At 67.7% G+C, this 25,620-nt stretch carries 23 protein-coding genes; 4 read left to right on the top strand and 19 right to left on the bottom strand.

The window, feature by feature from the left end:
• Positions 1–54: 54 nt before the first annotated feature.
• The 4 genes from V7D63_RS03845 to V7D63_RS03830 are packed head-to-tail and all read right to left on the bottom strand — an operon-like array spanning position 55 to position 2,740.
• Positions 55–1,104: a quinone-dependent dihydroorotate dehydrogenase gene (locus V7D63_RS03845; RefSeq protein WP_333590933.1), complete on the bottom strand. Its 1,050-nt coding sequence runs from the start codon at positions 1,102–1,104 to the stop codon at positions 55–57.
• Positions 1,101–1,448 (bottom strand): DUF952 domain-containing protein, encoded by a 348-nt coding sequence (locus tag V7D63_RS03840; protein ID WP_333590932.1) that lies wholly within the window; start codon positions 1,446–1,448, stop codon positions 1,101–1,103. Before V7D63_RS03840 ends, V7D63_RS03845 begins: the two co-directional genes overlap by 4 nt.
• Entirely contained in the window at positions 1,445–1,948 is a 504-nt protein-coding gene (locus tag V7D63_RS03835) for a SixA phosphatase family protein (protein ID WP_333590931.1), read from the bottom strand. The genes V7D63_RS03840 and V7D63_RS03835 overlap by 4 nt, the downstream gene beginning before the upstream one ends.
• Before the next feature lie 9 nt (positions 1,949–1,957).
• Positions 1,958–2,740, bottom strand: a complete 783-nt coding sequence (locus tag V7D63_RS03830; RefSeq protein WP_333590930.1) for a methyltransferase domain-containing protein — start codon at positions 2,738–2,740, stop codon at positions 1,958–1,960.
• A 45-nt stretch (positions 2,741–2,785) separates the two neighbouring features.
• Between V7D63_RS03830 and gloB the strand changes: the two genes are divergently transcribed.
• Positions 2,786–3,514 (top strand): hydroxyacylglutathione hydrolase, encoded by a 729-nt coding sequence (gene gloB, locus V7D63_RS03825; protein ID WP_333590929.1) that lies wholly within the window; start codon positions 2,786–2,788, stop codon positions 3,512–3,514.
• Here gloB and V7D63_RS03820 read toward each other — a convergent pair.
• The 7 genes from V7D63_RS03820 to V7D63_RS03790 all read right to left on the bottom strand — a co-directional run bounded on the left by V7D63_RS03820 (position 3,504) and on the right by V7D63_RS03790 (position 10,105).
• On the bottom strand, positions 3,504–4,307 hold the full coding sequence (locus V7D63_RS03820) for a DUF4908 domain-containing protein (RefSeq protein ID WP_333590928.1): 804 nt from the start codon (positions 4,305–4,307) through the stop codon (positions 3,504–3,506). The genes gloB and V7D63_RS03820 overlap by 11 nt on opposite strands.
• A 59-nt stretch (positions 4,308–4,366) precedes the next feature.
• Positions 4,367–5,092 (bottom strand): acetoacetyl-CoA reductase, encoded by a 726-nt coding sequence (phbB, locus tag V7D63_RS03815; RefSeq protein WP_333590927.1) that lies wholly within the window; start codon positions 5,090–5,092, stop codon positions 4,367–4,369.
• Positions 5,093–5,217: 125 nt separating this feature from the next.
• The gene (locus V7D63_RS03810; protein ID WP_333590926.1) at positions 5,218–6,276 is read right to left on the bottom strand and encodes an NAD(P)-dependent alcohol dehydrogenase; all 1,059 of its coding nucleotides are present in this window, start codon (positions 6,274–6,276) and stop codon (positions 5,218–5,220) included.
• Positions 6,277–6,299: 23 nt separating this feature from the next.
• Positions 6,300–7,049, bottom strand: a complete 750-nt coding sequence (locus tag V7D63_RS03805; RefSeq protein WP_333590925.1) for a DUF72 domain-containing protein — start codon at positions 7,047–7,049, stop codon at positions 6,300–6,302.
• An 18-nt stretch (positions 7,050–7,067) separates the two neighbouring features.
• The gene (locus V7D63_RS03800) at positions 7,068–7,901 is read right to left on the bottom strand and encodes a DUF2971 domain-containing protein (protein ID WP_333590924.1); all 834 of its coding nucleotides are present in this window, start codon (positions 7,899–7,901) and stop codon (positions 7,068–7,070) included.
• A gap of 48 nt (positions 7,902–7,949) precedes the next feature.
• The gene (locus tag V7D63_RS03795; protein ID WP_333590923.1) at positions 7,950–9,311 is read right to left on the bottom strand and encodes a glutamate--cysteine ligase; all 1,362 of its coding nucleotides are present in this window, start codon (positions 9,309–9,311) and stop codon (positions 7,950–7,952) included.
• Between the two features lie 53 nt (positions 9,312–9,364).
• Positions 9,365–10,105, bottom strand: coding sequence for a 16S rRNA (uracil(1498)-N(3))-methyltransferase (locus V7D63_RS03790; RefSeq protein ID WP_333590922.1), 741 nt, complete (start codon positions 10,103–10,105; stop codon positions 9,365–9,367).
• 148 nt (positions 10,106–10,253) lie between these two features.
• On the opposite strand from V7D63_RS03790, the gene V7D63_RS03785 reads away from it, so the two are divergent.
• A complete protein-coding gene (locus tag V7D63_RS03785) occupies positions 10,254–10,556 on the top strand; it encodes a GIY-YIG nuclease family protein (RefSeq protein ID WP_333590921.1) in 303 nt (100 codons plus the stop codon).
• 99 nt (positions 10,557–10,655) lie between these two features.
• On the opposite strand, the gene V7D63_RS03780 is transcribed toward V7D63_RS03785, so the two are convergent.
• The 6 genes from V7D63_RS03780 to V7D63_RS03755 all read right to left on the bottom strand — a co-directional run bounded on the left by V7D63_RS03780 (position 10,656) and on the right by V7D63_RS03755 (position 16,562).
• Positions 10,656–11,819, bottom strand: coding sequence for an acyl-CoA dehydrogenase family protein (locus V7D63_RS03780; protein WP_333590920.1), 1,164 nt, complete (start codon positions 11,817–11,819; stop codon positions 10,656–10,658).
• Complete coding sequence (locus tag V7D63_RS03775; RefSeq protein ID WP_333590919.1) at positions 11,816–12,172, bottom strand: hypothetical protein; 357 nt, start codon at positions 12,170–12,172, stop codon at positions 11,816–11,818. The genes V7D63_RS03780 and V7D63_RS03775 overlap by 4 nt, the downstream gene beginning before the upstream one ends.
• Before the next feature lies 1 nt (position 12,173).
• Complete coding sequence (locus V7D63_RS03770) at positions 12,174–13,961, bottom strand: acyl-CoA dehydrogenase C-terminal domain-containing protein (RefSeq protein ID WP_333590918.1); 1,788 nt, start codon at positions 13,959–13,961, stop codon at positions 12,174–12,176.
• Positions 13,962–13,963: 2 nt separating this feature from the next.
• Positions 13,964–14,446 (bottom strand): MerR family transcriptional regulator, encoded by a 483-nt coding sequence (locus tag V7D63_RS03765; protein WP_333590917.1) that lies wholly within the window; start codon positions 14,444–14,446, stop codon positions 13,964–13,966.
• 61 nt (positions 14,447–14,507) lie between these two features.
• Entirely contained in the window at positions 14,508–14,927 is a 420-nt protein-coding gene (locus V7D63_RS03760) for a DoxX family protein (protein ID WP_333590916.1), read from the bottom strand.
• Between the two features lie 180 nt (positions 14,928–15,107).
• Complete coding sequence (locus V7D63_RS03755) at positions 15,108–16,562, bottom strand: protein adenylyltransferase SelO family protein (protein ID WP_333590915.1); 1,455 nt, start codon at positions 16,560–16,562, stop codon at positions 15,108–15,110.
• A gap of 195 nt (positions 16,563–16,757) precedes the next feature.
• Here V7D63_RS03755 and nhaA point away from each other — a divergent pair, with 195 nt between their 5' ends.
• Positions 16,758–17,963, top strand: coding sequence for a Na+/H+ antiporter NhaA (gene nhaA / locus V7D63_RS03750; protein WP_333590914.1), 1,206 nt, complete (start codon positions 16,758–16,760; stop codon positions 17,961–17,963).
• Positions 17,964–18,203: 240 nt separating this feature from the next.
• Positions 18,204–20,816 (top strand): TonB-dependent receptor, encoded by a 2,613-nt coding sequence (locus V7D63_RS03745; protein ID WP_333590913.1) that lies wholly within the window; start codon positions 18,204–18,206, stop codon positions 20,814–20,816.
• A 379-nt stretch (positions 20,817–21,195) separates the two neighbouring features.
• Here V7D63_RS03745 and V7D63_RS03740 read toward each other — a convergent pair whose 3' ends face one another.
• Both V7D63_RS03740 and V7D63_RS03735 read right to left on the bottom strand, forming a co-directional pair.
• Positions 21,196–24,366, bottom strand: coding sequence for an efflux RND transporter permease subunit (locus V7D63_RS03740; RefSeq protein ID WP_333590912.1), 3,171 nt, complete (start codon positions 24,364–24,366; stop codon positions 21,196–21,198).
• A gap of 9 nt (positions 24,367–24,375) precedes the next feature.
• Positions 24,376–25,497 carry an efflux RND transporter periplasmic adaptor subunit gene (locus V7D63_RS03735; protein ID WP_333590911.1) on the bottom strand — a complete coding sequence of 374 codons (1,122 nt, stop codon included), beginning with the start codon at positions 25,495–25,497 and terminating at the stop codon, positions 24,376–24,378.
• Between the last annotated feature and the right edge of the window lie 123 nt (positions 25,498–25,620).

The following is a 25,620-nucleotide window of genomic DNA, read 5'->3' as shown; positions in this document are numbered from 1 at the left end:
CATCCCCACTTGGGCGCATTCTCCGCCCCTTGGGGTGACCATGGCAGATCGGCCCTAACGCTCCGTCAACGGCAGCGTCCCAACGGCGTCGCGCAGGGTGGGAAAACCGTCGGCGCGCAGGCGGCGGGCCAGATCCCGCTTGATTCGACCGACCAGTCCGGGACCCTCGAAAATCAGCGCGGAATAGAGCTGCACCGCCGAAGCGCCCAGGCGGATGCGGCGATAGGCGTCGGCGCCGGAGGCGATCGCGCCCACGCCGATCAGGGGCAGGCGGCCGTTCGCCGCCTCGGCGGCGGCGATCAGGGCGGTCTCGGCCCGATGTTGCAGCGGGGCGCCGGACAGGCCCCCGGCTTCGCCGCGATCGGGCGCGCACAGGGTCTCGGGCCGGTCCAGGGTGGTGTTGGACACGATCAGGGCGTCGATGCGGTGGGCCAGGGCCGCCTCGACGATCATGGCGATCTCGGCGGCGGTCAGGTCCGGGGCGATCTTCAGGAAGACGGGGGCGCCGTCGGCGGGTCGGGCTTCGGCGATCCGGCCCAGCAGGTCGTCCAGCGCCTCGCGGCCTTGCAGAGCGCGCAGGCCGGGCGTGTTGGGCGAGGAGATGTTGATGGTGAAATAGGCGGCGCGTCCGGCCAGACGGCGCAGGCCCGTCACATAGTCGGCGGCCTTGTCCTCGGTCTCCTTATTGGCCCCCAGATTGGCGCCGACGACCACGCCGCGCGGGCGCCGGTCCAGCCGGGCGGCGAAGGCGTCCAGGCCCGCATTGTTGAAGCCCATGCGGTTGATGACGGCGCGGTCTTCGCTCAGGCGGAACAGGCGCGGCTTCGGATTGCCCGGCTGCGGCCGGGGCGTGACCGAGCCGCATTCGACGAAGCCGAAGCCCAGGCGCGACAGCCCGCCGATGGCCTCGCCGTCCTTGTCCAGACCGGCGGCTAGGCCGATGGGATTGGGCAGGCTCAGACCCGCCAGCGTGGTGTGCAGGATCGGGTCGTCGGCGGGCGCGACGGGTGCGGGCAGGACCGACAGGCCGCGCACGGCCAGTCTGTGCGCCGTCTCGGGGTCCAGCCGCCGCAAGGTCCAGGCGCCGAGGTCGCCCAGGCTCACGCCGGGTCCTCCTCGAAGACCATTTCGCCGTCCTGGCGGACATGGAAGGCGCGGACGCGGCTGACGCTCGCGACGGACAGGCGGCCGTACAGGTGCGGGAACAGGGCGCCGCCGCGAGACGGCTCCCACACGATCGCCTGGCCATAGGGCGTCAGGTCCACGTCCAGCAGCCTCAGGTCGGCGCGACCGGCATAGTGTTTGGCCGCCGTGCCCGCCAATTGATCGGCGGCGGACAGGTGGATGTAGCCGTCGCGCAGATCCACCGCCGAGCCGTCATAGCCGCCGGCGGCCTGGATCGAGACCCAGTCGGCGGCCGAGACGATCTTATAGGCGACGTCGCTCACGCCAGGACGCCCGGATCGCGCGGGGTCAGATAGGCTTCGTGCGTCCGGCGGCCTTGCGGGTCGATGGCGAAGACCGCGGCCGAGCCGGGCGGAAAGCCGCCGGTCATCCGCTCCATCAAGGCGGGCGAGGCGGCGGCCTGCAACAGATAGTCGCCCGCCAGCACGGGGACGCCCGGATTGTGGGCCAGAACCAAGAGGCAGCCCGCGTTCTCGGCCGCCTCGGCGATCAGGGCGCGCAGCATCTCGGCCGGGGCGTTGTAGAGGTCCGGTTCGATCCGCACCTCGACGTCGCCGAAGGCGTCCTGCATCAGATCCCAGGTCTGGCGGGTGCGGACGGCGGACGAGACCAGGGCCAGGTCGGGCCGCAGGCCGCGCCGGGCCAGGGTGCGGCCCATGACGCCCGCGTCATCGCGGCCTCGGGCGCTGAGCGGACGTTCGCGGTCGCCGCCCGGATGGGCGCGCTCGGCCTCGGCGTGGCGCATCAGGATCAGGCGGTGCATGGCCTCGCCTTAAGGGCGTTCGGTCCCAGAGACCAGATGTCTTGCGGCGCAAGACCCCCTGGACGCGGGAACGGGCGTGACCGGCTGGGGTGCCAGATCGCCCAGGGCGGCGGCGGCCTGTTCGGCCAGGCCGGGGCGCACTGGGGCGTAGGCGCGGCGGCCCGCCTCCAGCAGGACGACCCCCGCCGAGCCGGGCGCGAGGCGGCGCGCCACCTGCTCCCAACCCTCGGCCAGGGAGAACAGCGGCGGCCAGGGCGGGGTGAACAGGGTGGCGGACCAGGCCAGCGGCTCCAGGCCCGCCTCGCGCACCAGACGCTCCATCTGACGGCGAGTGAAGGGACGGCCGTGGCCGAAGGGCGTCGATTCCGCGCGCGCCCACAGGCCGCCGCGCGCCGCCGCGACCAGGATGATGCGCCCCGCCGGGGCCAGGGCGCGCACCGCCTCCAGCATCAGGGCGCGGGCGTCGTCGGCCTCTTCCAGGGCGTGGACCAGCAGGATGCGGTCAAAGGCGCCCGCGGCGAAGGGCAGGCGCGCATCCTCGACCAAGAGGGCGCGGTTGCGGGCCGAGGCGGCGGGCCAGGGTTCGACCCCCTGGCCGCCGGGCATGGCGGCGATCGTGCGGCGGGCGCCGACGAAGGCGTCGAGCCACGGCGTGGCGTAGCCGATCCCCAGCACGTCGCAGCCGTCGGCCTCGCCCCAGGCGTCGGCGAGGCGACGCGCGATCAGCCGACGGGTCAGCACCCCGGCTGGTTCGCCGTAGAAGGCCCGCAATTCCTCGATGGCGCGACGCATGGATGGACCATAGGCCGACCAGGCGTGTGGGGCTAGGATGGGGCCATGGCCCTCGACATCCGAATGTTCCCCTGCCTCGGCGACAACTACGGCTTTCTGGTGCGTGACGCCGCGACGGGCGCGGTGGCGACGATCGACACGCCCGACGCCGACCGCATTCTGGCCGAGCTGGAGGCGACCGGCTGGGGGCGGCTGGACCTGATCCTGAACACCCACTGGCACGCCGACCACGCGGGCGGGAACGCGGCGGTTCAGGCGGCGACGAACTGCGAGATCGTGGGACCGGAGGAGGTGCGGAAGATCGCGCCGCTGGACCGGGTCGTGGCGGGCGGCGAGACCGTCATGCTGGGCGAGACGGCGCTGGAGGTCACGGCCACGCCGGGCCACACCCTGGGCCATGTCGTCTATCGCAGCGCGGCCGACGGCGAGGCCTTCGTGGGCGATACGCTGTTCGCCCTGGGGTGCGGACGTCTGTTCGAGGGGACGGCGGATCAGATGTTCGCCAGCCTGGGCGCCCTGGCGGCCTGGTCGGACGACACGCGGATCTGGTGCGCGCACGAATACACCGCCTCCAACGCCCGTTTCGCCCTGAGCCTGGACGACCGGCCCGAGATGAAGGCGCACGCCGAGGCGATCTTCGCGGCGCGTGCGCGGGGCCAAGCGACCGTGCCGACGGTGTTGGGGGTCGAGAAGCGGTTCAACCCCTTCCTGACGGCCGGAGATGCGGCCGAGTTCGCCCGGCGACGGGCGGCCAAGGACGGGTTCAGCGGCTGACCTGTTCGTCGGCGAAGGCGTTGATGATGCGCGCCGAGGAGGGACGGCCCGCGGGGCCTCGGTCGGGATCGACGACGATGCGCAGATCGCCGCGCGCATAGGTGGCCGAGACGCGGTCGCCCTCGACGATGGTGATGCTGCGCAGCCGGGCCAGATAGCCGCGCGCGGTGGCTGAGCGGGCCATGCGCACCACGGCGTCGGTGGTGACGATCAGGGCGTCGACCGACAGGGCCTCGGACCTCTCGCCCGACAGATTGATCTCGACCAGGCGGCCCAGGGCGGCCGAGACCAGGGCGCTGCGCCGGGCCATCAGGTTGAACAATTGCACCGGACCCAGGGTCGGCGGGGTCAGGCTTTCGCCCGGTCCGGCCAGGGTGACGGGCGAACCGGCGGGAACCCGTTTGGTGTACAGGGTCATGCCGCCGTCGGCGGTGACGCGCAGCACCAACTCGCCCGCGTCGTTGCGATACAGCACATCGCCGCGCGGGGCGGGGGTGGGACGCAAGGCCCAGGTCTCGACGCTGCGGTCGAAACGCAGCAACGGCGTCGATTCGCTGCGGTCCAGAACGAAGCCCTGGCCGGATTCGGCGACGTAACGGCCCTGGGCGGGCAGGTTGCGGCTGAACAGGCGGTCGCGCAGGGATCGGCTCTGTTGCGCCTGGGCGTTGCCGCCCGTCTGGGCCGCGGCCGCGTCGGCCGTGATCAGCGGCGACAGGGCCGTTCCCGCGACGGCGAACGCCGTCGCGGCGGCGAGGGGCGCAACCGCCCGCAAGACCGTGACCCTCAACTTCATGCCCGGATAGTCGCCATCAGGCGGAGGCGGATTTTAGGCGCCGATCCCCAAGCTTGAGCTTAGCCGACCAGATACTGACCGCCGTTCAGCGATAGGGTGCAGCCTGTGACATATCCGGCACGTTCGCCTGACAGCCAGGACACCATGTCGGCGATCTCCTCGCCCTTGCCCAGGCGGCCGACGGGGATCTGGGCGATGATGCTGTCCAGCACCTTCTGGTCCATGGCGCCGACCATTTCGGTGTCGATATAGCCGGGGGCGATGCAGTTGACCGTCACGCCCTTGCGCGCGTTCTCCAGGGCCAGGGCCTTGGTGAAGCCGATCATCCCGGCCTTGGCGGCGGAATAGTTGGTCTGGCCGATCTGGCCCTTCTGGCCGTTGATCGACGAGATGTTGACGATGCGGCCGAAGCCCCGGTCGCGCATGCCGTTGATGACCTGGCGCGTCATGTTGAAGACCGAGTCCATATTGACCCGGATCACGTCGGACCACTGGTCGGCGCTCATCTTGTGGAAGAAGCCGTCGCGGGTGATGCCGGCGTTGTTGATCAGCACGTCGATGGGTCCCAGTTGAGCCTCGACCTCGGCCACGGCGCGCTGGCAGTCCTCGAACGAGCCGACGTTGCCCTTGACCACCATGACGCCCAGTTCGCGGGCGGTGGCTTCGGCGGCCTCGGTGTTGCCGGAATAGCCGGCGGCCACCTGCATGCCGTCTTCCTTCAATCGCTGGACGATCGCCTTGCCGATGCCGCGGGTTCCGCCCGTGACGAGAGCCGTTCGAGCCATGTGCGCTTCCTTTATGTCCCTGGCGACGGCCTCTGGACGGGCCGCCTTCAGGAGAAAGCATTAGCGATCTCAACGTGCGGCGCCAAATTTCTCCTCCTCACGACGTGGAGGGGAGGCGCGGGCGGCTAGATCCGGCTCATGTCCAAGACGAAACGATAGCGCACGTCCGACTTCTCCAGCCGTTCATAGGCCGTGTTGATCTGATCGGGGGCCAACAGTTCGATGTCGCAGGCGATGCCGTGCTCGGCGCAGAAATCCAACATCTCCTGGGTCTCGCGGATGCCGCCGATCAGGCTGCCGGCCACGGCGCGGCGGCGCCACAACAGGCCCAGGGCGTAGATGGGCAGCCCCTCGGTCGACAGGCCCAGCATGATCATGGTCCCGTCCTTGGCCAGCAATTGCACGTGGCCCGCGATCTCATGCGTGGCCGAGACGGTGTTGATGATCAGGTCGAAGCTCTCGGCCGCCGCCGCCATGGCCGCCTGGTCGGAGTTGATCAGGAAATGCTTGGCGCCCATGCGTTCGGCGTCGGCCTTCTTGCGATCCGAGGTCGACAGCACGGTGACCTCGGCGCCCATCGCGGCGGCCTGTTTGACCGCCATATGGCCCAGGCCGCCCAGGCCGATCACCGCCACCTTGGACCCCGGCCCGACCTTCCAATGGCGCAGCGGCGAATAGGTGGTGATGCCCGCGCACAGCAGCGGGGCGGCGGCGTCCAGCGGCAGGGCGTCGGGGATGCGCACGACATAGTTCTGATCCACCACGATGGCGGTGGAATAGCCGCCCTGGGTGATGGTCTCGCCCGACTGGGCGGCGTGGCGGTCGGGCCAGCCATAGGTCTGGTCGAAGCCGGGGACGCAATACTGCTCTTCGCCATCACGACAGGGTTTGCACTGGCGGCAACTGTCGACCATGCAGCCGACGCCGACCCGGTCGCCGACCTTGAAGCGGGTGACCTGATCGCCCACGGCGGCGACCACGCCCGCGATCTCGTGGCCGGGCACGATCGGATAGCGGGTGTTGCCTAGGTCGTTCTTCACGATGTGCAGGTCGGAATGGCAGACGCCCGCGAATTTGATGTCGATGAGCACGTCGTCCGGGCCGGGGTCGCGGCGGTTGAAGTCATAGCGCGACAGGGGCGCGTCCGAGGCGGTGGCGGCGAAGGCGCGGGTGGCGATGGGCATGGGGTGGTCCTTCGATCTGGCGGCTATTTGAGTTTTTCGATCAGCGCTTGCGCGGCGGCGGGGTTCCGCACCTTCGCCCCGGCGATGAAATAGGCGAAGACGTCGCCGCGCCTGGCCCAGTCCTTGGTCTGTTTCGCCACCGCGTCCAGTTCGGCCGAGGTCATGCCGGTCGGCTCGTCCTCGCGGCTGGACATCAGTCGGGCGTAGGTGAAGTCCGCGGTCGGCTGGTCGATGCGGGGCCATTCGGGCGCCTCGTCGTCGACCGCATAGACGATGGCCGCGCCGTATTTCGCCGCCAGATCATAGAATTGTTGCGTGTCGAAGGTCGGGCTGCGGACCTCCAGCGCGTGGCGCAGACGCACGCCGTCCTTTTCCTTGGGCAGCAGCTTCAGGAAGCCCTCGAAGTCGACGGGATCGAATTTCTTGGTGGCCATGAACTGCCAGTTGATCGGTCCCAGCTTGTCGCCCAGGGCCGTCAGCCCCTGATCCAGAAACCGGCCCACGCTGTCGCCGCCCTCGGACAGGATTTTCCGGTTGGTGCAGAAACGGCTGGCCTTGACCGCGAAGACGAAGCCGTCGGGCGTCTCGTCGCGCCACTTCATCCAGGTGTCGATCTTGAAGCCGGAATAGTAGGTGCCGTTGATCTCGATGGAGGTCAGGGCGCGGCTGGCGAACTCCAGCTCCTTCTTCTGGCTGAGCTTGTCCGGGTAGAAGACGCCGCGCCACGGCTCATAGGTCCAGCCGCCGATGCCGACGCGCAGGGTTCCGGTCATCTGAACTCTCCTTTTGCCTTACAGGCTTGGCTTCGGGCCTGAGGGGTCATGAACCCCAAAAAATCCGAGATCAAATGTCTCGGGATTTGGAATAACGCGCATCACGGGAATGCCGCGCTTGATGCCCTGATCAATTAGCCAGAATGCATCTTCGTCTCTGGTCTTTGCGCCGAGAACTATGCTCGTAATGACTTTTGGATCGAACTCGATTGTTTTTCCCGCACCAGCCGGTTCGACAAAGCGCCACTCCTGTTCGTATTTCCAAAATTCGGCTTTGGTGCAAAGCGCGGTGGTAATCGCTTCTGCTTGGTTGTCTCCGCTAAAGAACGCCGTCAGGGCCGCCCTTTCGCTGCTGTAACGCACCTTAAAGAGTGGCATCAGTCCGCAATCTAAGCGACCACGGAACTCAAATCGAAGCGCTATACCTTTGTGATTATCGGCGTAGTGCGACCACATGAGGACAGATTGGATACACTCAGCAAGACAGAATACGCCCATTTGGGCGCCGCTGTTGTTGAAGCTCTCTCGCGTGATTTCGGTAAAAGCATCTATGCTGCTATTACCTATTGCCTGATCGATGACGGACGTGATGTCCGCTACGGACATATGCGGCATGGACTGATGAAGTCGCTGCGCAAACGCCGGTTTTTGCTCCTCGAATTCGTCAAGCGTCTTGGGCAAGAGCACCGGCGGGAGGCAGTCGAAGGGATCGTTGAAAGCCAGAGGCGATGAAAGATAGGCCTTACCTTCGAGGTACGCTGAAACCCTGTCCTGCCAAGGGGGATATTGCCCATCAGCAAGGCTAAGAAACTTGAAAAGAGGTGAAGTCGGAAAGGCGTCTTCCCAGATCATCCTCATGCCCTGCCGCCGAAACGCAGACTTTTGGCCACGACTTCGTCCTCAGTAGGCGAAGTCGCGATACACCCGGCTGATGTCGCCCTGCCAGGCGCCGTTGTAGAGGTCCAGCAGCCGTTCCGCCGGAGTGACGCCCGAGTCGGCGATGTCTTCCAGTTCGGACAGATAGCCGCGCTCATCGACCATGCCGCCGCTGAAGCGGGCGCGGTTCTTCAGGCCGTCGCGGGCGATGTGGACCATGTCCCTGGCCACGTCCTGGACGGTGCGGCCGGCGACGGTGGCTTTCAGGCCCAGGCGGGTGACGTCGCGGCGCAGACGCTCGTGATCGTCGATGTCCCAGTCCTTGCACAGGTCCCACGCCGCGGCGAGAGACGGGGCGTCGTACAGTACGCCGGTCCACAGGGCGGGCAGGCCGCAGATGCGGCTCCACGGGCCGCCGTCGGCGCCGCGCATCTCCAGATACGATTTCAGCCGCACCTCGGGGAACAGGGTGGTCAGGTGATCGGCCCAGTCCGCCTTGGTCGGCCGTTCGCCGGGCAGGGCGGGCAGGCGTCCGTCCATGAAGTCGCGGAACGACTGGCCCGAGGCGTCGATGTATCGGCCGTCGCGCTTGGCGAAATACATCGGGGTGTCCAGGGCGTAATCGGCGTAACGCTCGAAGCCGAAACCGTCCTGGAAGACGAAGTCCAGCATGCCGGTGCGGTCGGGATCGGTGTCGGTCCAGACGTTGGCGCGCGCCGACAGGAAGCCGTTGGGCTTGCCCTCGGTAAAGGGGCTGTTGGCGAACAGGGCGGTGGCGATGGGTTGCAGCGCCAGGCTGGCGCGGAATTTCAGCACCATGTCGGCCTCGCTGTCGAAGTCGAGATTCGCCTGGATGGTGCAGGTGCGCAGCATCATGTCCAAACCCAGCGAGCCGCGCTTGGGCATATAGGACCGCATGATGTCGTAGCGGCCCTTGGGCATGATCGGCACGTCCTGGCGCCGCCACATCGGATCGAAGCCCAGGCCCAGGAAGCCCAGGCCGATCTGGTCGGCCACTGACTTGACCTCCATCAGATGCTGGCCGGTCTCGGAACAGATTTCGTGGATGTCCAGCAGGGGCGCGCCGGACAGTTCGAACTGGCCGCCCGGCTCCAGGCTGATGGAGGCGGTCAGGCCGTCGGCGTTCTTGCGCTCCAGGGCGATGACGTGGCCGCCCTCGGACACCTCGCTCCAGCCGAAACGGGTCAGGCCGGTCAGCATGGCCTGGATGCCGTTGTCGCCTTCATAGGCGGGACGGCGCAGGGTCAGGCGGTCGAAGCCGAACTTCTCGTGCTCGGCGCCGATGCGCCACTGGGCCTTGGGCTTGATCCCCTTGGCCATGGCGCCGATGAGGTCTTCGCGGGTGAGCGGCGCGGTATCGGCCATCGTCTGTTTCAGCCCCTGTTGCGAAGGCTAGATGGGCGACGCAGCGGCTTCGCTCAAGAGGCTTCGGTTCGCCAATCGCCCAGGGTCGACTGCCACAGGGTCAGGGCGGCGGCCGCGGCGGTGTCGGCGCGCAGGATGCGCGGACCCAGCGAAACGGCGACGGCGAAGGGCAGGGCCAGCAGCCGCGCGCGCTCCTCGGGCGCGAAACCGCCCTCGGGACCGATCAGGATGGACCACGGGCCGAGAGGTTGGGCGGCCAGGGTCGCGGCGGCGTCGGGACCTCCGGTCTCGTCGCAGAACAGAAGGCGGCGGCCAGCGTCCTGGCCGGCGTCCCAGCCGTCCAGCAGGGCGTCCAGCTTCACCGGATCATCGACGGGCGGCACGTCCAGGCGGCCGCACTGTTCGGCGCTCTCTTCGGCGATGGCGTCGAGACGGTCCAGGCGCAGGTGTTCGCTGGTGGTGCGGCGGGTGCGGACCAGGCGGATGCGGCGCACGCCCAGCTCGGTCGCCTTCTCCACCGCGAACTCCAGCGGCGCCTTCTTGACCATGGCCATCAGCAGTTCGACGTCGGGCGAGGCGGCTTGCGGCCGGACCTGTTCCTGGGCGCGCAGGACGACGCCCTTCTTCAGCACCTCGGCGACGCTGACGCGCCATTCGCCGTCCTGGCCGTTGAAGACCAGCAGGTCGTCGCCCGCCTTCAGCCGCATGACCTGGGTCAGGTAGCGCGACTGGTCCAGCGTCGGCGCGACGGCCGCGCCGGGGGCGAGGGTCTGGGGGATGTGGAGGCGGATCATGGGTTTTGCATTACCGCTCGCGACACCCACCGTCATCCTCGGGCTTGACCTTGTCATCCCGGACGCCGCGAAGCGGCGATCCGGGACGGGATGACACCGACCTTGACGCCTCCCGGACAACCCGCAAGGGTTGCGCCGGGAGACGGCCATGCCCAAGACCTTTTACGTCTATCTGCTCGCCAGCGGCCCGTGTGGATGGCTGTACGTCGGGGTCACCAACGACCTGGTTCGGCGCGTCGGAGAGCACAAGCAGGGATTGATCCCCGGCTATACGTCTGAGCGCGGAATTGATCGTCTCGTCTGGTATGAGACGCATACGTACATCGACCAGGCGATCCTGCGGGAAAAGCGGATCAAGCGGTGGCGGCGCGAGTGGAAATTCGCGCTGGTCGAGGAAAACAATCCGCGTTGGGCCGACCTCTATGGGGAGTTGAGGGCGGGGCAGGTTTAGGCCCGGTTCGGCGGGGCCGCCCGGGCCTGACGATTTGTCAGCTAGTTCGTCCCCGATCTCGCTTCGCTCGTCGGGGATGACAAGGGAACGAGGGCGCGGTCAGAGCGTCCGCGCGATCAGCAGTTTCATGATCTCGTTGGTGCCGCCGTAGATGCGTTGCACCCGGGCGTCCTTGTAGAGTTGGGCGATCGGATACTCGTTCATATAGCCGTAGCCGCCGTGGAGCTGGAGCATCTCGTCGATGGTCTCGCCCTGGATGTCGGTGACCCAGTATTTGGCCATCGAGGCCGTGGCCGCATCCAGTTCGCCCTTCAGGTGCAGGCCGATGCAGTGGTCGACGAAGACGCGGGCGACGGTCAGCTTGGTCTTGACCTCGGCCAGTTTGAACTGGGTGTTCTGGAAGTCGATGACGCGCTTGCCGAACGCCTTGCGCTCCTTGACGTAGGCGACGGTCGCCTCCAGCCCGCGTTCGGCGGCGGCGACGCCCTGGACGGCGATGTTCAGCCGTTCCTGGGGCAGTTGCTGCATGAGCTGGTAAAAGCCCTGTCCCTCGACCCCGCCGATGATGTTGTCACCGGGGACCTTCACTTCGTTGAAGAACAGTTCGGAGGTGTCGTTCCCCTCCATGCCGATCTTGTGCAGGTTGCGGCCGCGCTCGAAGCCCTCTGCGCCGTCCGTCTCGACGACGATCAGCGACACGCCCTTGGCGCCCTCGGCCGGGTCGGTCTTGGCCACGACGATGACGAAATTCGCCAACTGGCCGTTGGTGATGAAGGTCTTGGAGCCGTTTACGACGTACTGGTTGCCCTGTTTCAGGGCCGTGGTCTTGACGCCCTGAAGATCGGAGCCGGCGCCCGGCTCGGTCATGGCGATGGCGCCGACCAATTCGCCCGAGGCCAGACGGGGCAGCCAGCGCGCCTTCTGCTCGGCCGTGCCGTAGTGCCAGATGTAGGGGGCGACGATGGCGTTGTGCAGCGAGATGCCGAAATGGTCCGCGCCCTTCCAGCCCAACTGGCGCATCAGAACGACTTCGTGCCGATAGTCGCCGCCCATGCCGCCGTCTTCCTCGGGCATGGACAGGCCCAAGAGGCCGGCCTCGCCCGCGTCGTTCCACAGCGAGCGGGGGACGCTGGAGTCGGCGATCCATTGCGCCACCTTTTCCGGCGGGGCGTGTTCGTCGATCCATTTGCCGACGCTGTCGGAGAAGAGGGTGATCTCCTCTTCCTGCATGAAATCGGGGGTCGGGACGTTGAGGACGTTCATGAGGAGGTTCCGAGACGTTCGATTACTTGCATCAATTCATGCGCCTGACCGTGGGCGTCGCCACCGTTCCGAGCCTGGGGGAATTCGATCAGATCGACGGCAGACGACAGACGAAAGCGCCATTCGTCCCGAGACACCTGACGCTGCTTGAGTTCGCTGCGCAGCGTTTCAACAAGCACGGCCTTGTCTTTGTCGGAACGACCGGATTCAAGGTAACGTCCGAAATGTTCCGCCAAGCGACCTTGCAGCGGATCGTGCGTGTTCACGGATCGAGTCCGAACCCAGCCGACCACGCAGATCACAATCCCGCCCAAGATGCCGAAAACCCATGGCAACGGCAGGCTGAATTCCACCTCAGAACGCCTCGGCGGGCATGGTCATCAGCACATCCGCGCCGGTCTTCAGCTTCTTCAGATGGGCCGCGCCGTCGGGCAGGATGCGCTCGACGAAATAGCGGCCGGTCTGCAGCTTGGCGACATAGAAGGGATCGGTCGAACCGGCGTCGATCTGTTTCTGCGCGGCGACGGCCATCTGCGCCCAGACATAGGCCAGGGCGTTCAGGCCGAAGATGTTCAGATAATCGGTCGAGGCGGCGCCCGCGTTGTCGGGGTTGGCCATGCCGTTCTGCATCAGCCACATGGTGGCCTCTTGCAGGGTCTTCTTGGACTCGGCCAGACCGTCGATGAAGGGTTTGACGGCGTCGCCCGCGTCGCCGTGTTCGGCCACATAGGCGTCGACGTCGCCGAACCAGCTCATGATGGCGCGGCCGCCGTTGGACGGCAGTTTGCGACCCACCAGGTCCAGCGCCTGGATGCCGTTGGTGCCCTCATAGATCATGGTGATGCGCGCATCGCGCAGATATTGCGACGCCGGGAAATGCTCGGTGTAGCCCGAGCCGCCGTGGACCTGCATGGCCAACGACGCGGCGTGGAAGCCCTTGTCGGTCAGATAGGCCTTCAGCACCGGGGTCAGCAGACCCATGTAGTCCTTGGCCTTGGTCGCCACGGTCTCGTCTTCCGACTTCTCCAGGTCGGCCTGCAGCGCGGTCCACAGGATGAAGGCCTGGCCGCCCTCGACGAAGGCGCGGGCCTCCAGCAGCATGCGGCGCACGTCGGGGTGGACGATGATCGGATCGGCCGGGCCGTCCGGGTTCTTCGGACCCGTGAGCGAACGGCCTTGCAGGCGGTCCTTGGCGAATTCGACGGCGGCCTGATAGGCGGCGGCGCCGATGGCCAGGCCTTGCAGACCGGTGCCCAGGCGGGCCTCGTTCATGACCACGAACATATTGTTCATGCCCCGGCCTTCCTCGCCGATCAGCCAGCCGGTGGCGCCGTCGTACTGCATGACGCAGGTGGCGTTGCCGTGGATGCCCATCTTGTGCTCCAGGCCCGCGCATTCGACGGCGTTGCGTTCGCCGATCGAGCCGTCGTCGCCGACCATGAATTTGGGCACCAGGAACAGCGACAGGCCCTTGATCCCGGCCGGGGCGCCTTCGACGCGGGCCAGGACGGTGTGGATGATGTTGTCGGCGAAGTCGTGCTCGCCCGCCGAGATCCAGATCTTCTGGCCGGTGATGGCGTAGCTGCCGTCGCCGTTGGGCACGGCCTTGGTGCGCACCATGCCCAGGTCGGTGCCGCACTGCGGCTCGGTCAGGTTCATGGTGCCGGTCCATTCGCCGGTCGTCATCTTGGGCAGGTATTTGGCCTTCAGTTCGTCCGAGGCGTTGGCGTGGATGCCCGCGTGGGCGCCCGCCGTCAGGCCCGGATACATCGAGAAGGCCGCCGAGGCCCCGGCGGTGAACTGGCCCACGGCCGAGCCGATGACCGACGGCATGCCCTGGCCGCCGTAGGCCGGGTCGGCGGTCAGGGACGGCCAGCCCGCCTCGACCATCTGATGATAGGCTTCCTTCCAGCCCTTGGGCGTGGTGACCACGCCGCCCTCGGCCCAATGGCAGCCTTCCTTGTCGCCCGGATTGTTGATCGGGGCGATGACCTCGTCGGAGAAGCGCGCGGCCTCTTCCAGGATCTGCTGGGCCAGGTCGGACGACACGTCCTGGAAGCCGGGCTGATTGGTGTAACGGTCGATCTCCAGCACCTCGTTCAGGATGAACGTCAGGTCGCGGACAGGCGCCTTATAGGCCATGGTCAGGCTCTCGCTTTGAAGGGCGGGTGATGGTCGGGGTTCAGGCGTTCACGCAGCAGGCTGGCGTATTCCTCGGCGCCGGGCAGCAGGTCGGGGCGGTATTCGCCCAGTTGCTGCTCCATCCAGGCGCAGGCCTCCTCGGCCGTCTGGATGGCGCCCTCGATGTCGTCGCGCTGTTGTTTCAGGGCCTCGATCTGGGCGCGGTGACGGCGCAGGGCCACGGCCATCTGATGGGCGTTGTGGTCTTTGCGGTCGTACAGATCCAGCATCTCCTGGATCTCTTGCAGGGTGAAGCCGATGCGGCGGCCGCGCAGGATCAGCTTCAGCCGCGCCCGGTCGCGCGCGTCATAGACCCGCGTCTGGCCCTTGCGGGCCGGGGTCAGAAGGCCCTTGTCCTCATAGAAACGCAGGGCGCGCGCGGTCGCGCCGAACTCGCGGCACAGGTGCCGGATCGAATAGGTGCGATGATCGTCGGCGGTCGGCATGACCGCCTGCATAACCCGAACTTGACGTGCACGTAAAGGGAAGCTTTCGCCTCCCTCGACATCAGGCGTTCGGTCGGCGGCCGATCAGCACCGCGCCGGTCATGCTCAACAGGATCAGATTGACGACCGCCAGGCCCCATTCGCCGCCGATGGCGTGGACGCCGGCCATGACGGCCGCCAGCGTCGCCAGGCCGACGGTCGAGACCAGCAGCACAGGGCGGCCGATCCGCCACGAGACCAGCGGCGCCAACAAACCTAGGGCCAGGCCGACCTCCAGCCCGCCCAGACCGCGCACGAAGCCGTCCGAGGCCATGGCCGGCCAGGACATCAGGGCGATCAGATTGTCCATCGGCTCGGTCAGCTTGGCGTAGCCGGCGGCGATGAAGAACATCGCCAGCCACCCTTGCAGGGTCCACAGGCCGAGGTTGCGGTAGGTGGCGCACAGCTTCAACTGCGCGGGGGTCAGGGTCTGGGTCGTCATGATCGGAGCCGGGGAGGGCATGGTTCTGTAACAGCAGCCAGATCAGATCGCGGACGTCATCCTTCAAGGGCGACGAGCGTGACCGTAACCAAGCGTGATGCTTATCCCGTTAACGCCGCGGCCGAAACGTGGCCGTGAGCGCTGAAAATGCGCGATTTGGGCGGCCGGATCGCCTGTCGGTTACTGACCGTTGCCGTCGGGCCACGCCCAGGCGTCGCGGGCGCTCTCCAGCCGGGCCAGTTTGGCGTGCAGGGGCGCCCAGTCGTCGTTCGCGTCGATGGCGGCCCAGATCGCCTCGACCTCGTCGATGCGCATCTCTTCCGGTTCGGCGGCGGCGAACATGGCGTGCTCCAGCCGCTCGGGCCGATCCGGCTCGTGCTCGAACAGGGCGAAGCGGAAGGCGTCGAACGCCTCGCCCTGATAGACGGCCCGGCGCGGCCCGCGCAGGGCGCGCTCGGACGAGGCGAAGCCGGCGAACCAGTCGAAGAACAGCGGCTCCCACCGCACAGCCTCGCGGCCTTGACGCAGCAGGGCCAGGGCCGTGTCCAGCAGGCGCTGGTCGGCGGCCTCGCCCAGGCTTCGGACGCCCAGCCGGGCCAGGAAGGCGGCGCGCAGTTCGGTGATATAGGCCGGGCCGAAACCGTTCAGGGCCTCGGTCAAGGCCGCCGCCTCGGCGACCGGCTTCAGACAGCCGGCGAACTGGGTCAGGTTCCAGAACACCGCCTCGGGCTGGCGCGCAAAGGCGTAGAGGCCGAACTGGTCGAAATAGGCGGCGGTGAAGCCCGGTTCATAGTGCGGCAGGAAACGCCACGGGCCGTAGTCGAAGCTCTCGCCCGTGACGTTCAGATTGTCGGTGTTCAGCACGCCGTGCACGAAGCCCGCCGCGATCCAGCGCGCGGTCAGCCGGGCGTTGGCCGCCACCACCGCCGCCAAAAGGCCAGGCGCGTCGCCGGGCGCGACGGCGGGGTGATACAGCGACCGGACGTGCTCGATCAGGCTCTCGATCTGGTCCGTGCGCTCGAAATAGGCGGCGCGCTGGAAGGTCCCGAAGCGGATGTGGCTGTGCGACAGCCGCACCAGAACGGCCGAACGGGTCGGCGACGGCTCGTCGCCGCGCTCCAGCGCCTCGCCGGTCTCGATCAGGCTGAAGGCGCGGCTGGTGGGCACGTTCAGCGTCTCCAGCATTTCGGCGGCCAGCACCTCGCGCACTCCGCCCTTCAGCGTCAGCCGTCCGTCGGCCGTGCGTGACCAGGGGGTCTGGCCGGACCCCTTTGTGCCCAGGTCGAGCAATCGGCCATTGCGGCTTGCCCTATCGCTCTCGGCTTGAGGGCGCTCGCGCATCTGGGCGAACAGAAACCCCCGTCCGTCGCCCAGGTCGGGGTTATAGGTGCGGAACTGGTGGCCGTGATAGCGCATGGCCCTCGGCTGCGGCTGGCCGGGCAAGGGCTGGAAGCGGCCGAAATGGGCGATCCATTCAGCGTCGCTCAGGGTCTCCAGCCCGACCGTGGCGGCGGCGCGGTCGTTGCGGCGGCGCAGGACGGTCTGGGGAAAGTCGGCCGCGCGCACGGCGTCGCCGAATTCGTCGCCCAGATCGAAGAAGCGGGGTTCGGGGCGATAGGCGGGGGAAACGGGCATGGGCCGCAGATGCGGCCTGGCGCGCTCTGACGCAACCGTGATCCGTCGCCCTTGAACGGCGAGGCCGCATCCGTATGGTCGCGCCCAGAGATCGGGCCGCGCCAGCGGTCAGGCCGGCGCCGACAGGCGAACCCGGTCCCGACGTCCGTCGATAACCGGGCGTCACGACAGTCCCATCGCTTTGTGGAGGCCGCCGTGGCGCGCAAGATCACCCTGGATTTCCTGAAGACCGAAGCCGGTTCCGGCGCCGTGCTGGGCCTGGCCGCCCTTCTGGCCCTGATCGTCGCCAATTCGCCGATGGCGGGCGGTTATTTCGCCTGGCTGAAGAGCGAGCATCTGTTGCAGCTCGGGCCGCTGACCCTGACGATGTCGGTGTCGGAATGGATCAAGGAAGGCCTGATGGCGGTCTTCTTCCTGGTCGTCGGCCTGGAGATCAAATACGAGATCCTGCGCGGCGAGCTGAGCGATCCCAAGAAGCTGGCGACGCCGGTTCTGGCGGCCCTGGGCGGCATGATCGCCCCGGCCCTGGTCTATCTGGCGGTGACGACGCCGCTGGGCGGGCCGCACCAGGGGTGGCCCGTTCCGCTGGCCACCGACATCGCCTTCGCCCTGGCCGTCTTCGCCCTGGTCGGACGGGACCTGCCGACCTCGCTGAGGGTCTTTCTGCTGACCCTGGCCATCGTCGACGACCTGGGGGCCATCGCCCTGATCGCCCTGCTGTTCAGCCAGGGGGTGTCGTGGCAGCCGCTGCTGATGGTGGTCATCCTGTTGACCGTGGGCGGGGTGCTGGCCCGGTTCCGCAAGGTTCCGGCGCCGTTCTGGGTGCTGGGGTTCGCGGCGGTCTGGTGGCTGACGGTCGAGGCGGGGCTGTCGACGTCGCTGAGCGCGGTGGCCTTCGCCGCCATCGTGCCGATCCGCGCCCGCGCCGAGGACCGCCAGAGTCCGTTGCGGGAGGCGATGCACGATCTGCATCCCTGGGTCGCCTTCCTGGTCCTGCCGCTGTTCGCCTTCGCCAAGGCGGGGGTGTCGTTCGCCGGCCTGTCGCTGGATCAGGCCTTCGCGCCGCTGGTGATCGGCATCGCCCTGGGCCTGTTCCTGGGCAAGCAGGCGGGGGTGTTGGGCCTGGCCTGGCTGGCGACGGCGCTGAAGATCGGCAAGCGGCCGACCGGGGCCAGTTGGATGCAGGTGTACGGCGTGGCCGTGCTGTGCGGCGTCGGCTTCACCATGAGCCTGTTCATCGGCGCCCTGGCCTTCCCCGGCGCCGTGGATTCGCCGCAGCAGATCGAGGTCAAGCTGGGCGTCATCGGCGGGTCGCTGATGTCGGTGCTGTGGGGCGCCCTGGTTCTGGCCCTGGCTGGACGCAAGTCGGGCAAGGAAATCGCCGAAACCGAGCCGGTTTAGCGGCTTAAAGGGTCGAATATTGACCTAGCGTCATCGGTTTTTGTCGCTTTCGTGTCACAGTCGAGGCGACGGTAAGGACAATTGGACGCGGGAAGCTTCGCCGCTCCTTGGCAGGGACTCGGGGTCGCGGTACCCATAGGGTTCGAGAATCCTCGCTCCACAGAAGGGCGGGGACAGGGATCAGGAACGTCTCGGTCGTCCTTCCGGCGGCCGAGCCATCGAGAGCCGGGAGAGCCGTCCATGCGTCGCGCCAATCTTCTACGTTGCACCGTTTCCGCCGCCGTCGTCGGCGCGGTCGCCTTCGGTTTCGCCGGGGCCGCCGCCGCCCAGGACGGGCCGACGACGGTCGACGACATCATCGTCACCGCCCAGAAGCGCGAACAGAGCCTTCAGGACGTGCCGATCGTGGTCACCAGCCTGTCGCAGGAAGTCCTGCAAGACGCCGGCGTCAAGGACATCAAGGATCTGACGATCCTGACCCCGGGCATGACCGTGACCTCGACCACCACCGAGGCTTCGACCACCGCCCGCATCCGCGGCGTCGGCACCGTCGGCGACAACCCCGGCCTGGAAAGCTCGGTCGGCGTGGTGGTCGACGGCGTCTATCGCTCGCGCAACGGCGTCGGCTTCGGCGACCTGGGCGAAATGGCCCGCATCGAGGTGCTGAAGGGTCCGCAAGGCACCCTGTTCGGCAAGAACACCTCGGCCGGCGTCATCAACATCATCACCGAGGCCCCGTCCTTCACGCCGAGCTGGAACCTGGAAGCGACCGCCGGCAACTATGACGCCTGGGGTCTGTCGGGTTCGGTCACCGGCCCGATCACCGACGAAATCGCCATGCGCCTGTACGCCGCCCGGCGCGAGCGTAACGGCTTCTATGACGTCGATGTCGGCGCCGGTCCGCGCACCCTCACGGACGACGCCAACCAGGAATTCTACACCCTGCGCGGCCAACTGCTGTTCCTGCCGAACGACGCCGCCTCGATCCGGGTGATCGCCGACTATACGCGCCGCACCGAATACTGCTGCGCCGCCGTGCAGGTCCGCACCGGCCCGACCTATCCGTTCATCGACGGTGCGGCCACCGGCACTGGCCAGCGTCCGCCGGCCCCGGGCAACGGCGCCCTGCCGTTCTCGCGTCAGGCCTTCTCGAACCGCGACACGGGCCAAGAGATCATCGACCGCGGCATCTCGGCCGAAGCCAATATCGACGTCGACTGGTTCGGCGGCTCGACCCTGACCTCGGTCACCTCGTTCCGCGACTGGTCGACGACCAACGGCATGGACCTGGACTTCACCAGCGCCGACATCGCCTATCGCAACCAGGACGGCGAGTTCCGCTCGTCGTTGGACAGCCTGACCCAGGAATTCCGCCTGGCCGGCGCCAATGACCGTCTCGACTGGCTGGTCGGCGTCTTCGCCAACCGCGAGAACGTGACCCGCCGCGACAGCTTCTACTTCGGCGCCGCCTATGCGCCGGTGCTGTCGTACCAACTGTCGGCCTCCCTGAACGCCGCCACGGCCGGCGCTATTCCGATCAGCCCGTCGATCATCCCCTGCTTCACCCGCACGGCCCAGACGACCCTGGGGCTGCAGCAGTGCCTGGGCACCGGCGGCGCCATCATGGGCGGCGGGCCGTCGTTCGCCGCCGGCCAGAGCCTGCGCGACAACTACGCCCAGGCCTCGGAATCGGTCGCTCTGTTCACCAACAACACCTTCCACCTGACCGACGCCTTCGACATCACGGTCGGCCTTCGCTACACCTATGACAGCAAGCGCCTGGACTCGCTGCAGACCAACGTCGGCACAAACGGCCTGACCTGCGCCGCCGGCCTGGCCAACCAAGGGGCCATCGTCGGAGCCGTCGGCGCCACCAACGCTCCGGCCATCCTGGGTCGTCTGTGCCTGCCCTGGTCGAACCCCTTCTACGCCAACCGCGCGCGCTCGGAAGAGGTCAACGACAGCGAAGTCTCGGGGACGGTCAAGGCCAGCTACCGCCTGAACGACTCCATCATGGTCTATGCGTCGTACGCTCGCGGCTACAAGAGCTTCGGCTTCAACATGGACCGGGTGCAGTCGGGCGTGACTCCGAACGCCTCGCTCTACTTCCCGTCGGAAATCGCCGACAGCTATGAGGCGGGCATCAAGACCACCCTGTTTGACCGCACTGTGCTGTTGAACGCCACCTACTTCGACCAGACGTTCAGCGACTTCCAACTGAACACCTTCCTGGGCACCGCCTTCGTGGTGGAATCGATCCCCGAGCTGACCGCTCGCGGCGTCGACGCCGACTTCATGTGGTTCACCCCGATCGAGGGCCTGAGCTTCGCGGGCGGCGTGACCTACACCGACGCCAAATACGGCAAGTTCACCGCTGCGGACCTGTTCAACCCGGCCAACTTCAACCAACTGTCGCTGCTGCCGGGCAACCGCTCGTCCTTCGCGCCGGAATGGTCGGGCACCGCCTCGATCAACTTCGACCGCGAAATCGGCGGGGGCCTTCGCGCCGGCTTCGCCCTGTCGGCCAAATACATGACCGAGTACAACACCGGCTCGGACCTGCTGCCCTTCAAGATGCAGGACGCCTTCACCACGGTGAACGGCCGCATCTCGATCGGCGCCGCTGACGACCGCTGGACGCTGGACCTGTGGGGTCAGAACCTGACCGACGAAGACTACGTCCAGGTGGCCTTCAACGGCTTCCTGCAAGGGTCGGCCTTCAACGGCCCGCTGAACACCGCGCCGGGTCCCTATCAGGGCAGCTACTACAACCCGTCGCTGGACAGCCAGACCTACGCCGCCTTCCTGGGCCAGCCGCGCACCTACGGCTTCACCCTGCGCTTCAAGCACTGATCGTTCCCTACAAAGGGGGCTGACGAGACCGGCCGGGGTTCGCCCCGGCCGGTTTTTGTTTGGCCGGGTGTTTCCCCGTTGAGGGCGGAGCGGAATGCCTGCGTGGCTCACCCCGGCGTCAGGTCCCCGGTGCATTCCAGGGGCGAACCTAGGGTCTGGACCCCAGCGGTCGCCGAGGAGGCGGTGGGCGAGGGGCGCCAGCACCCGTCGCGGGCACGGCCTGTCGCATTGGGCGAAGGGACCGGGGGCAGGCGACAGGCCGCAATCCGCCTGGCCTCGTTCATCCCCCGCGGTCGCGAACAGCGGCGCCGCACCGACCATGAAAAAGGGTCCCGGCGCGAACCGGGACCCTTTCTGTGATCGGACGTGGCGCCGGCCGCTATTCCGCCGGTTGTTCGCCGGTGTCGTGGGCGTGGCGGAGTTTGCGGCCCAGCACCTGCTCCAGCCGCGTCTTGACGCCGTCGATCAGGCTGAAGGCCGCCGGGATGAACAGCAGCGACAGGGCCGTGGAGGTGATTAGGCCGCCGATCACGGCGACGGCCATGGGGCTGCGGAACTCGGTGCCTTCGCCGAAGGCCATGGCGATCGGCAACATGCCCAGGCCCATCGCCAGGGTGGTCATGATGATCGGTCGCGCCCGCTTGTGCGCGGCGTCGATGATCGCCTCGCGCCGGGTCATGCCCTGTTTCATGGCGATGATGGCGTAGTCGACCAGCAGGATGGAGTTCTTGGCCGCGATGCCGGTCAGCATGATGATGCCGATCAGCGCCGGCATCGACAGCGACTTGCCGGTGACCAGCAGCAGGAAGAAGGCCCCGCCGAACGAGACGGGCAGGGCGGCCAGGATGGTGATCGGGTGGAAGAAGCTGCGGAACAGCAGCACCAGCACGGCGTACATCAACAGAATGCCGGTGATGATGGCGAACATGAAGCCGGTCGCCGTCTCTTGCAGGTTCTCCAGCTCGCCGGACACCGCCTGAGTGACGCCGGCGGGCAGGCCGCGCATGGCGGGCAGCTCGTTCACCCGCTGGGACGCCTGGCCCAGGGTGATGCCGTTCAATTCGGCGGTCAGGGTGGCGACCCGCTTGCGGTCCAGGCGGTCGATCTGGTTCGGCCCGGCGCCGAAGGTGATGTCGGCCACGGCGTTCAGCGGCACGGCCGCGCCGGACGCCGTCGGCACCTTCAGCGTCTCCATGACGGCCAGGTCGCTGCGCGCCTCTTCGCGCAGCATGATGCGGATCGGGATCTGCCGGTCGCCGAGATTGAATTTCGGCAGCAGTTGATCGGCGTCGCCCAGGGTGGCCACGCGGGCCACGGAGCTGATGTCCGAAGTGGCCACGCCTTGAAGCGCGGCGATGTCGGGCTTGGGCGTGATCAGGATCTCGGGCCGCACCAGGGCGGCGGACGAGATCACGTTGGCCAGGCCGGGGATCTCGCGCATCTGGCGTTCGACGGCCGAGGCCGCCTGGGCCAATTGGGCCGGGTCGTCGCCGACCAGTTGGATGGAGACCTGGTTGCCGGACCCGTCCTGACCGAACTGGACCCGGGCGCCGGGGATGGCGCGCAGGACCGGTCCCATCTCCTGCTCGAACGCCTGCTGGCGCAGCTTGCGCTCGCCGCGCTTGACCAGATTGACGGTGATGTTGGCGCGACGCACCTCTCCGGCCGAACCGCCGCCGCCGGGACCGAAGCTGACGGTGGCGGAGCCGACCGAGGCGTAAACGGACTTCACCTCGGATCGTTCTGACAGGATGCGGCTGACCTGCTGGGACACGGCGTCCGTCTCGGCCAGGGTCGAACCGGGCGGAAGCTGGACGGCGATGTTGGAGCGGGACACGTCCTCCGCCGGAATGAATTCGAACGGCAGCATGGCCGCCAGCACGAAGGAGCCGGCCAGGAACAGGGTGCCGCCCCCCATGACCCACAGGCGGTGATCCTTACGCCGCTGCAACAGACGACGGCCCAGCGGCCGCCGCTTGCCGCCCTGGTCGCCGCGGAAGTCGTTCAGCACCCAGTTCACCATGCGCAGATAGCCGCGCATCCAGGCCGGGTCCGCATGCTCCTTGCCCTGGTTGCGCCGGAGCATATAGGCGCCCATCAACGGGGTCAGGGTTCGGGCCACGATCAGGGAGAAGAAGACGCTGACGCAGGCGGCGATGGCGAAGCTCTTGAAGAACTGGCCGACCACGCCGGGCATGAAGCCGGTCGGAGCGAACACGGCCAGCAGGGTCGCGGTCGTGGCCATGACGGCCAGGCCGATCTCGTCGGCCGCCTCGATGGCCGCCGGATAGGGCGCCTTGCCGTCGCGTATGTGTCTGACGATGTTCTCGATCTCGACGATGGCGTCATCGACCAGGATGCCGATGGTCAACGACAGCGCCAGCAGGGTCACCACGTTCAGCGACTGGCCCCACATGTCCATGATCCAGAAGGTCGGGATCAGCGACAAAGGCATGGCGATGGCCGCGATCAGGGTCGCCCGCCAGTCCCGCAGGAAGACGAAGACCACGGCGATCGCCAGCCCCGCGCCCAGCAGCAAGGCTTCGACCGAGGCGTGGAAATTGTTGATCACGTCCGAGGTGGTGTTGCTGACCTCCTCGATGGTGACGCCGTCCATTTCCTGGTCCAGGCGCGCGATCTCGGCCTTGGTCGTCTCATAGACGTCCAGCTCGGACGACCCCTTGGAGCGGCTGACGCTGAAGCCGACGACCTCTTCACCGTTGTAGCGGGCGCGGCCGCGCGGCTCGGACCACTGGTCCACCACCTCGCCCAGGTCGCCCAGCCGCACGGTGCGGCCGCCGACCGGGATCAGGGTCTCGCGCAACTGTTCGACCGAGGCGGCCGAACCCATGGTGCGGATGGCCTGCTCCTCGCCGCCGATCTCGCCGCGTCCGCCGGGCAGATTGATGTTGGAGGCGCGCAACTGGTTCGACACGGCGGCGGCCGAGACGCCCTGGGCGGCCAGGCGCGCGGGGTCCAGCTTGATGCGGATCTCGCGGTTGACGCCGCCGTCGCGGCTGACCTGGCTGACGCCGTTCACCGACAGCAGGCGTTTGGCGACGGTGTTGTCGACGAACCAGCTCAGCTCTTCGGGGTTCATGCCAGGCGCGCGGACCACATAGGTGGCGATCGGCATCTGGGTGAATTCGATCCGCTGGACGATCGGCTCCTGCACGTCGGCGGGCAGGTTCTGGCGGATGCCGGCGATGGCGTTGCGGACGTCGTTGGTCGCCTTCTCCAGATCGACGCCGAGTTGGAAGGTGATCGAGGTGGTCGAGGCGGAATCGCTGACCACCGAATTGATGTCCTGAACCTCGCCCAGACCGGCGACCGCGTCCTCGACCAGCCGGGTGACCTGGGTCTCCAGCTCGGTCGGCGCGGCGCCCGACTGAACCACCGTCACCGCCACCACGGGCAGGTCGACGTTGGGGAAGTTGTTCACCGGCAGGCGGAAATAGCTGAGCACCCCCGCCAGGGTCAGGATGATGAACATCAGGATGATCGGAATCGGGTTCCGAATCGACCAGGATGAGATGTTGTTGAAATTCATGGCCCGGCCCTATTTGGTCGCGGCGGCGGGGCGCGCGGCGGCCGCTACGGGACGGCCGATGGCCACCAGGTCGCCTTCGCCCAGGAAGCCCGCGCCCTGGACCACCACCTGCTGGCCCGCCTGCAGGCCTTCGCGCACGGCGACGACGTCGCCCGACCGTGCGCCGGTGGCGACGGGGGTGAAGCGCACGGCGCCGTTCTGGCCGATGACATAGACGCCCGACCGTCCCTCGCGGAACACGATCGAGGCCGAGGGCACGGTCAGCATCGGCTGGTCGCCGACGTCGATGTCGGCGCGGGCGAACATGCCGGAGCGCAGACCGTCGCCCGAACCCAGCGAGATGCGGGCGACGCCGAGACGGGTCTGGGGGTCCACCTCGGGCGTCACGATGCGGACGCGTCCGGTGGTCGTTCCGGCCTGGTCGGAGGTGATGACGGCGGTCTGGCCGGGACGGATCAGGGCCAGTTCGGTCTCGGGCGTCTGAGCGTCCAGCTCCAGCCGGCCTTCACGGACCATGCGGAACAATTCGGTCCCCGCCTGGACGATCTGGCCGCGGGTGACGCTGCGGCTGATGATGCGGCCGGCGACGGGTGCGCGCAGATTGGTCTGGTCCAGGCGGGTCGCCGTCTCGGCGCGCGCGGCGCGGGCCGAGACCAGTTGCGCTCCGGCCGACCGCTGCTCGGCCACGGCCATGTCCAGCGAGGCCTGGGACAGGAAGCCGCGCGCCTTCAGTTCGTGGGCGCGGGCCAGTTCGGCGTCCTCGCGCGCGGCGTTGGCCTCGGCGGCGACGACGGAGGCGTCCTGCTGGCGCAACTGAGCGCTGAGCAGGCTGTCGTTCAGCTTGACCAGGATCTGGCCCTGACGGACGACGGCGCCTTCATCGACATAGACGCCGACGGCCTGAAGCCCGCCGGTTTCGGCGGCCACCGGCACCTCTTCCCAGGCCGAAACGGTGCCCGAGGCGGTCACGACGCGCGGCAGATTGACCAGGGCCACGGTCGCGGCCGTCACCGTCTGACGCGACGGCGTCTGGGCCTTCTCGTCCTTCTTGTCGCCGCCGCAGGCCGCCAGCGCCATGACAGCCGCCAGCGCCAGACCCGCGCGGGCCGTCGTTCGGGTCGTAATCGCCACGTCAGTTCATCCCCTGTGCATCCGTCGCCGAGGAGGACCGGCGACGGCGGACGCCCGGTCGCGGGCGCCCGAAATCCAACGCTTTTCTTATGCCTGTTCGCGACTCGTTCTCAAACCGACAAA

Origin of the sequence: Brevundimonas sp., from assembly GCF_036732845.1 — a bacterium.
Classification (GTDB): domain Bacteria; phylum Pseudomonadota; class Alphaproteobacteria; order Caulobacterales; family Caulobacteraceae; genus Brevundimonas.
Note: the sequence above shows the minus strand (reverse complement) of the source record. Positions and strands in the feature narration are given on the sequence as shown.

Excerpts from the sequence above, each read along its gene's own strand:
- V7D63_RS03790 (WP_333590922.1), bottom strand. The coding sequence starts at position 10,105 with ATGATCCGCCTCCACATCCCCCAGACCCTCGCCCCCGGCGCGGCCGTC.
- V7D63_RS03780 (WP_333590920.1), bottom strand. The coding sequence starts at position 11,819 with ATGAACGTCCTCAACGTCCCGACCCCCGATTTCATGCAGGAAGAGGAG.
- gloB (WP_333590929.1), top strand. The coding sequence starts at position 2,786 with ATGGCCCTCGACATCCGAATGTTCCCCTGCCTCGGCGACAACTACGGC.
- V7D63_RS03770 (WP_333590918.1), bottom strand. The coding sequence starts at position 13,961 with ATGGCCTATAAGGCGCCTGTCCGCGACCTGACGTTCATCCTGAACGAG.
- V7D63_RS03835 (WP_333590931.1), bottom strand. The coding sequence starts at position 1,948 with ATGCACCGCCTGATCCTGATGCGCCACGCCGAGGCCGAGCGCGCCCAT.
- phbB (WP_333590927.1), bottom strand. The coding sequence starts at position 5,092 with ATGGCTCGAACGGCTCTCGTCACGGGCGGAACCCGCGGCATCGGCAAG.
- V7D63_RS03765 (WP_333590917.1), bottom strand. The coding sequence starts at position 14,446 with ATGCCGACCGCCGACGATCATCGCACCTATTCGATCCGGCACCTGTGC.
- V7D63_RS03830 (WP_333590930.1), bottom strand. The coding sequence starts at position 2,740 with ATGCGTCGCGCCATCGAGGAATTGCGGGCCTTCTACGGCGAACCAGCC.
- V7D63_RS03795 (WP_333590923.1), bottom strand. The coding sequence starts at position 9,311 with ATGGCCGATACCGCGCCGCTCACCCGCGAAGACCTCATCGGCGCCATG.
- V7D63_RS03755 (WP_333590915.1), bottom strand. The coding sequence starts at position 16,562 with ATGCCCGTTTCCCCCGCCTATCGCCCCGAACCCCGCTTCTTCGATCTG.
- V7D63_RS03745 (WP_333590913.1), top strand. The coding sequence starts at position 18,204 with ATGCGTCGCGCCAATCTTCTACGTTGCACCGTTTCCGCCGCCGTCGTC.
- V7D63_RS03805 (WP_333590925.1), bottom strand. The coding sequence starts at position 7,049 with ATGACCGGAACCCTGCGCGTCGGCATCGGCGGCTGGACCTATGAGCCG.
- V7D63_RS03800 (WP_333590924.1), bottom strand. The coding sequence starts at position 7,901 with ATGATCTGGGAAGACGCCTTTCCGACTTCACCTCTTTTCAAGTTTCTT.
- V7D63_RS03760 (WP_333590916.1), bottom strand. The coding sequence starts at position 14,927 with ATGACGACCCAGACCCTGACCCCCGCGCAGTTGAAGCTGTGCGCCACC.
- V7D63_RS03810 (WP_333590926.1), bottom strand. The coding sequence starts at position 6,276 with ATGCCCATCGCCACCCGCGCCTTCGCCGCCACCGCCTCGGACGCGCCC.
- V7D63_RS03820 (WP_333590928.1), bottom strand. The coding sequence starts at position 4,307 with ATGAAGTTGAGGGTCACGGTCTTGCGGGCGGTTGCGCCCCTCGCCGCC.
- V7D63_RS03785 (WP_333590921.1), top strand. The coding sequence starts at position 10,254 with ATGCCCAAGACCTTTTACGTCTATCTGCTCGCCAGCGGCCCGTGTGGA.
- V7D63_RS03740 (WP_333590912.1), bottom strand. The coding sequence starts at position 24,366 with ATGAATTTCAACAACATCTCATCCTGGTCGATTCGGAACCCGATTCCG.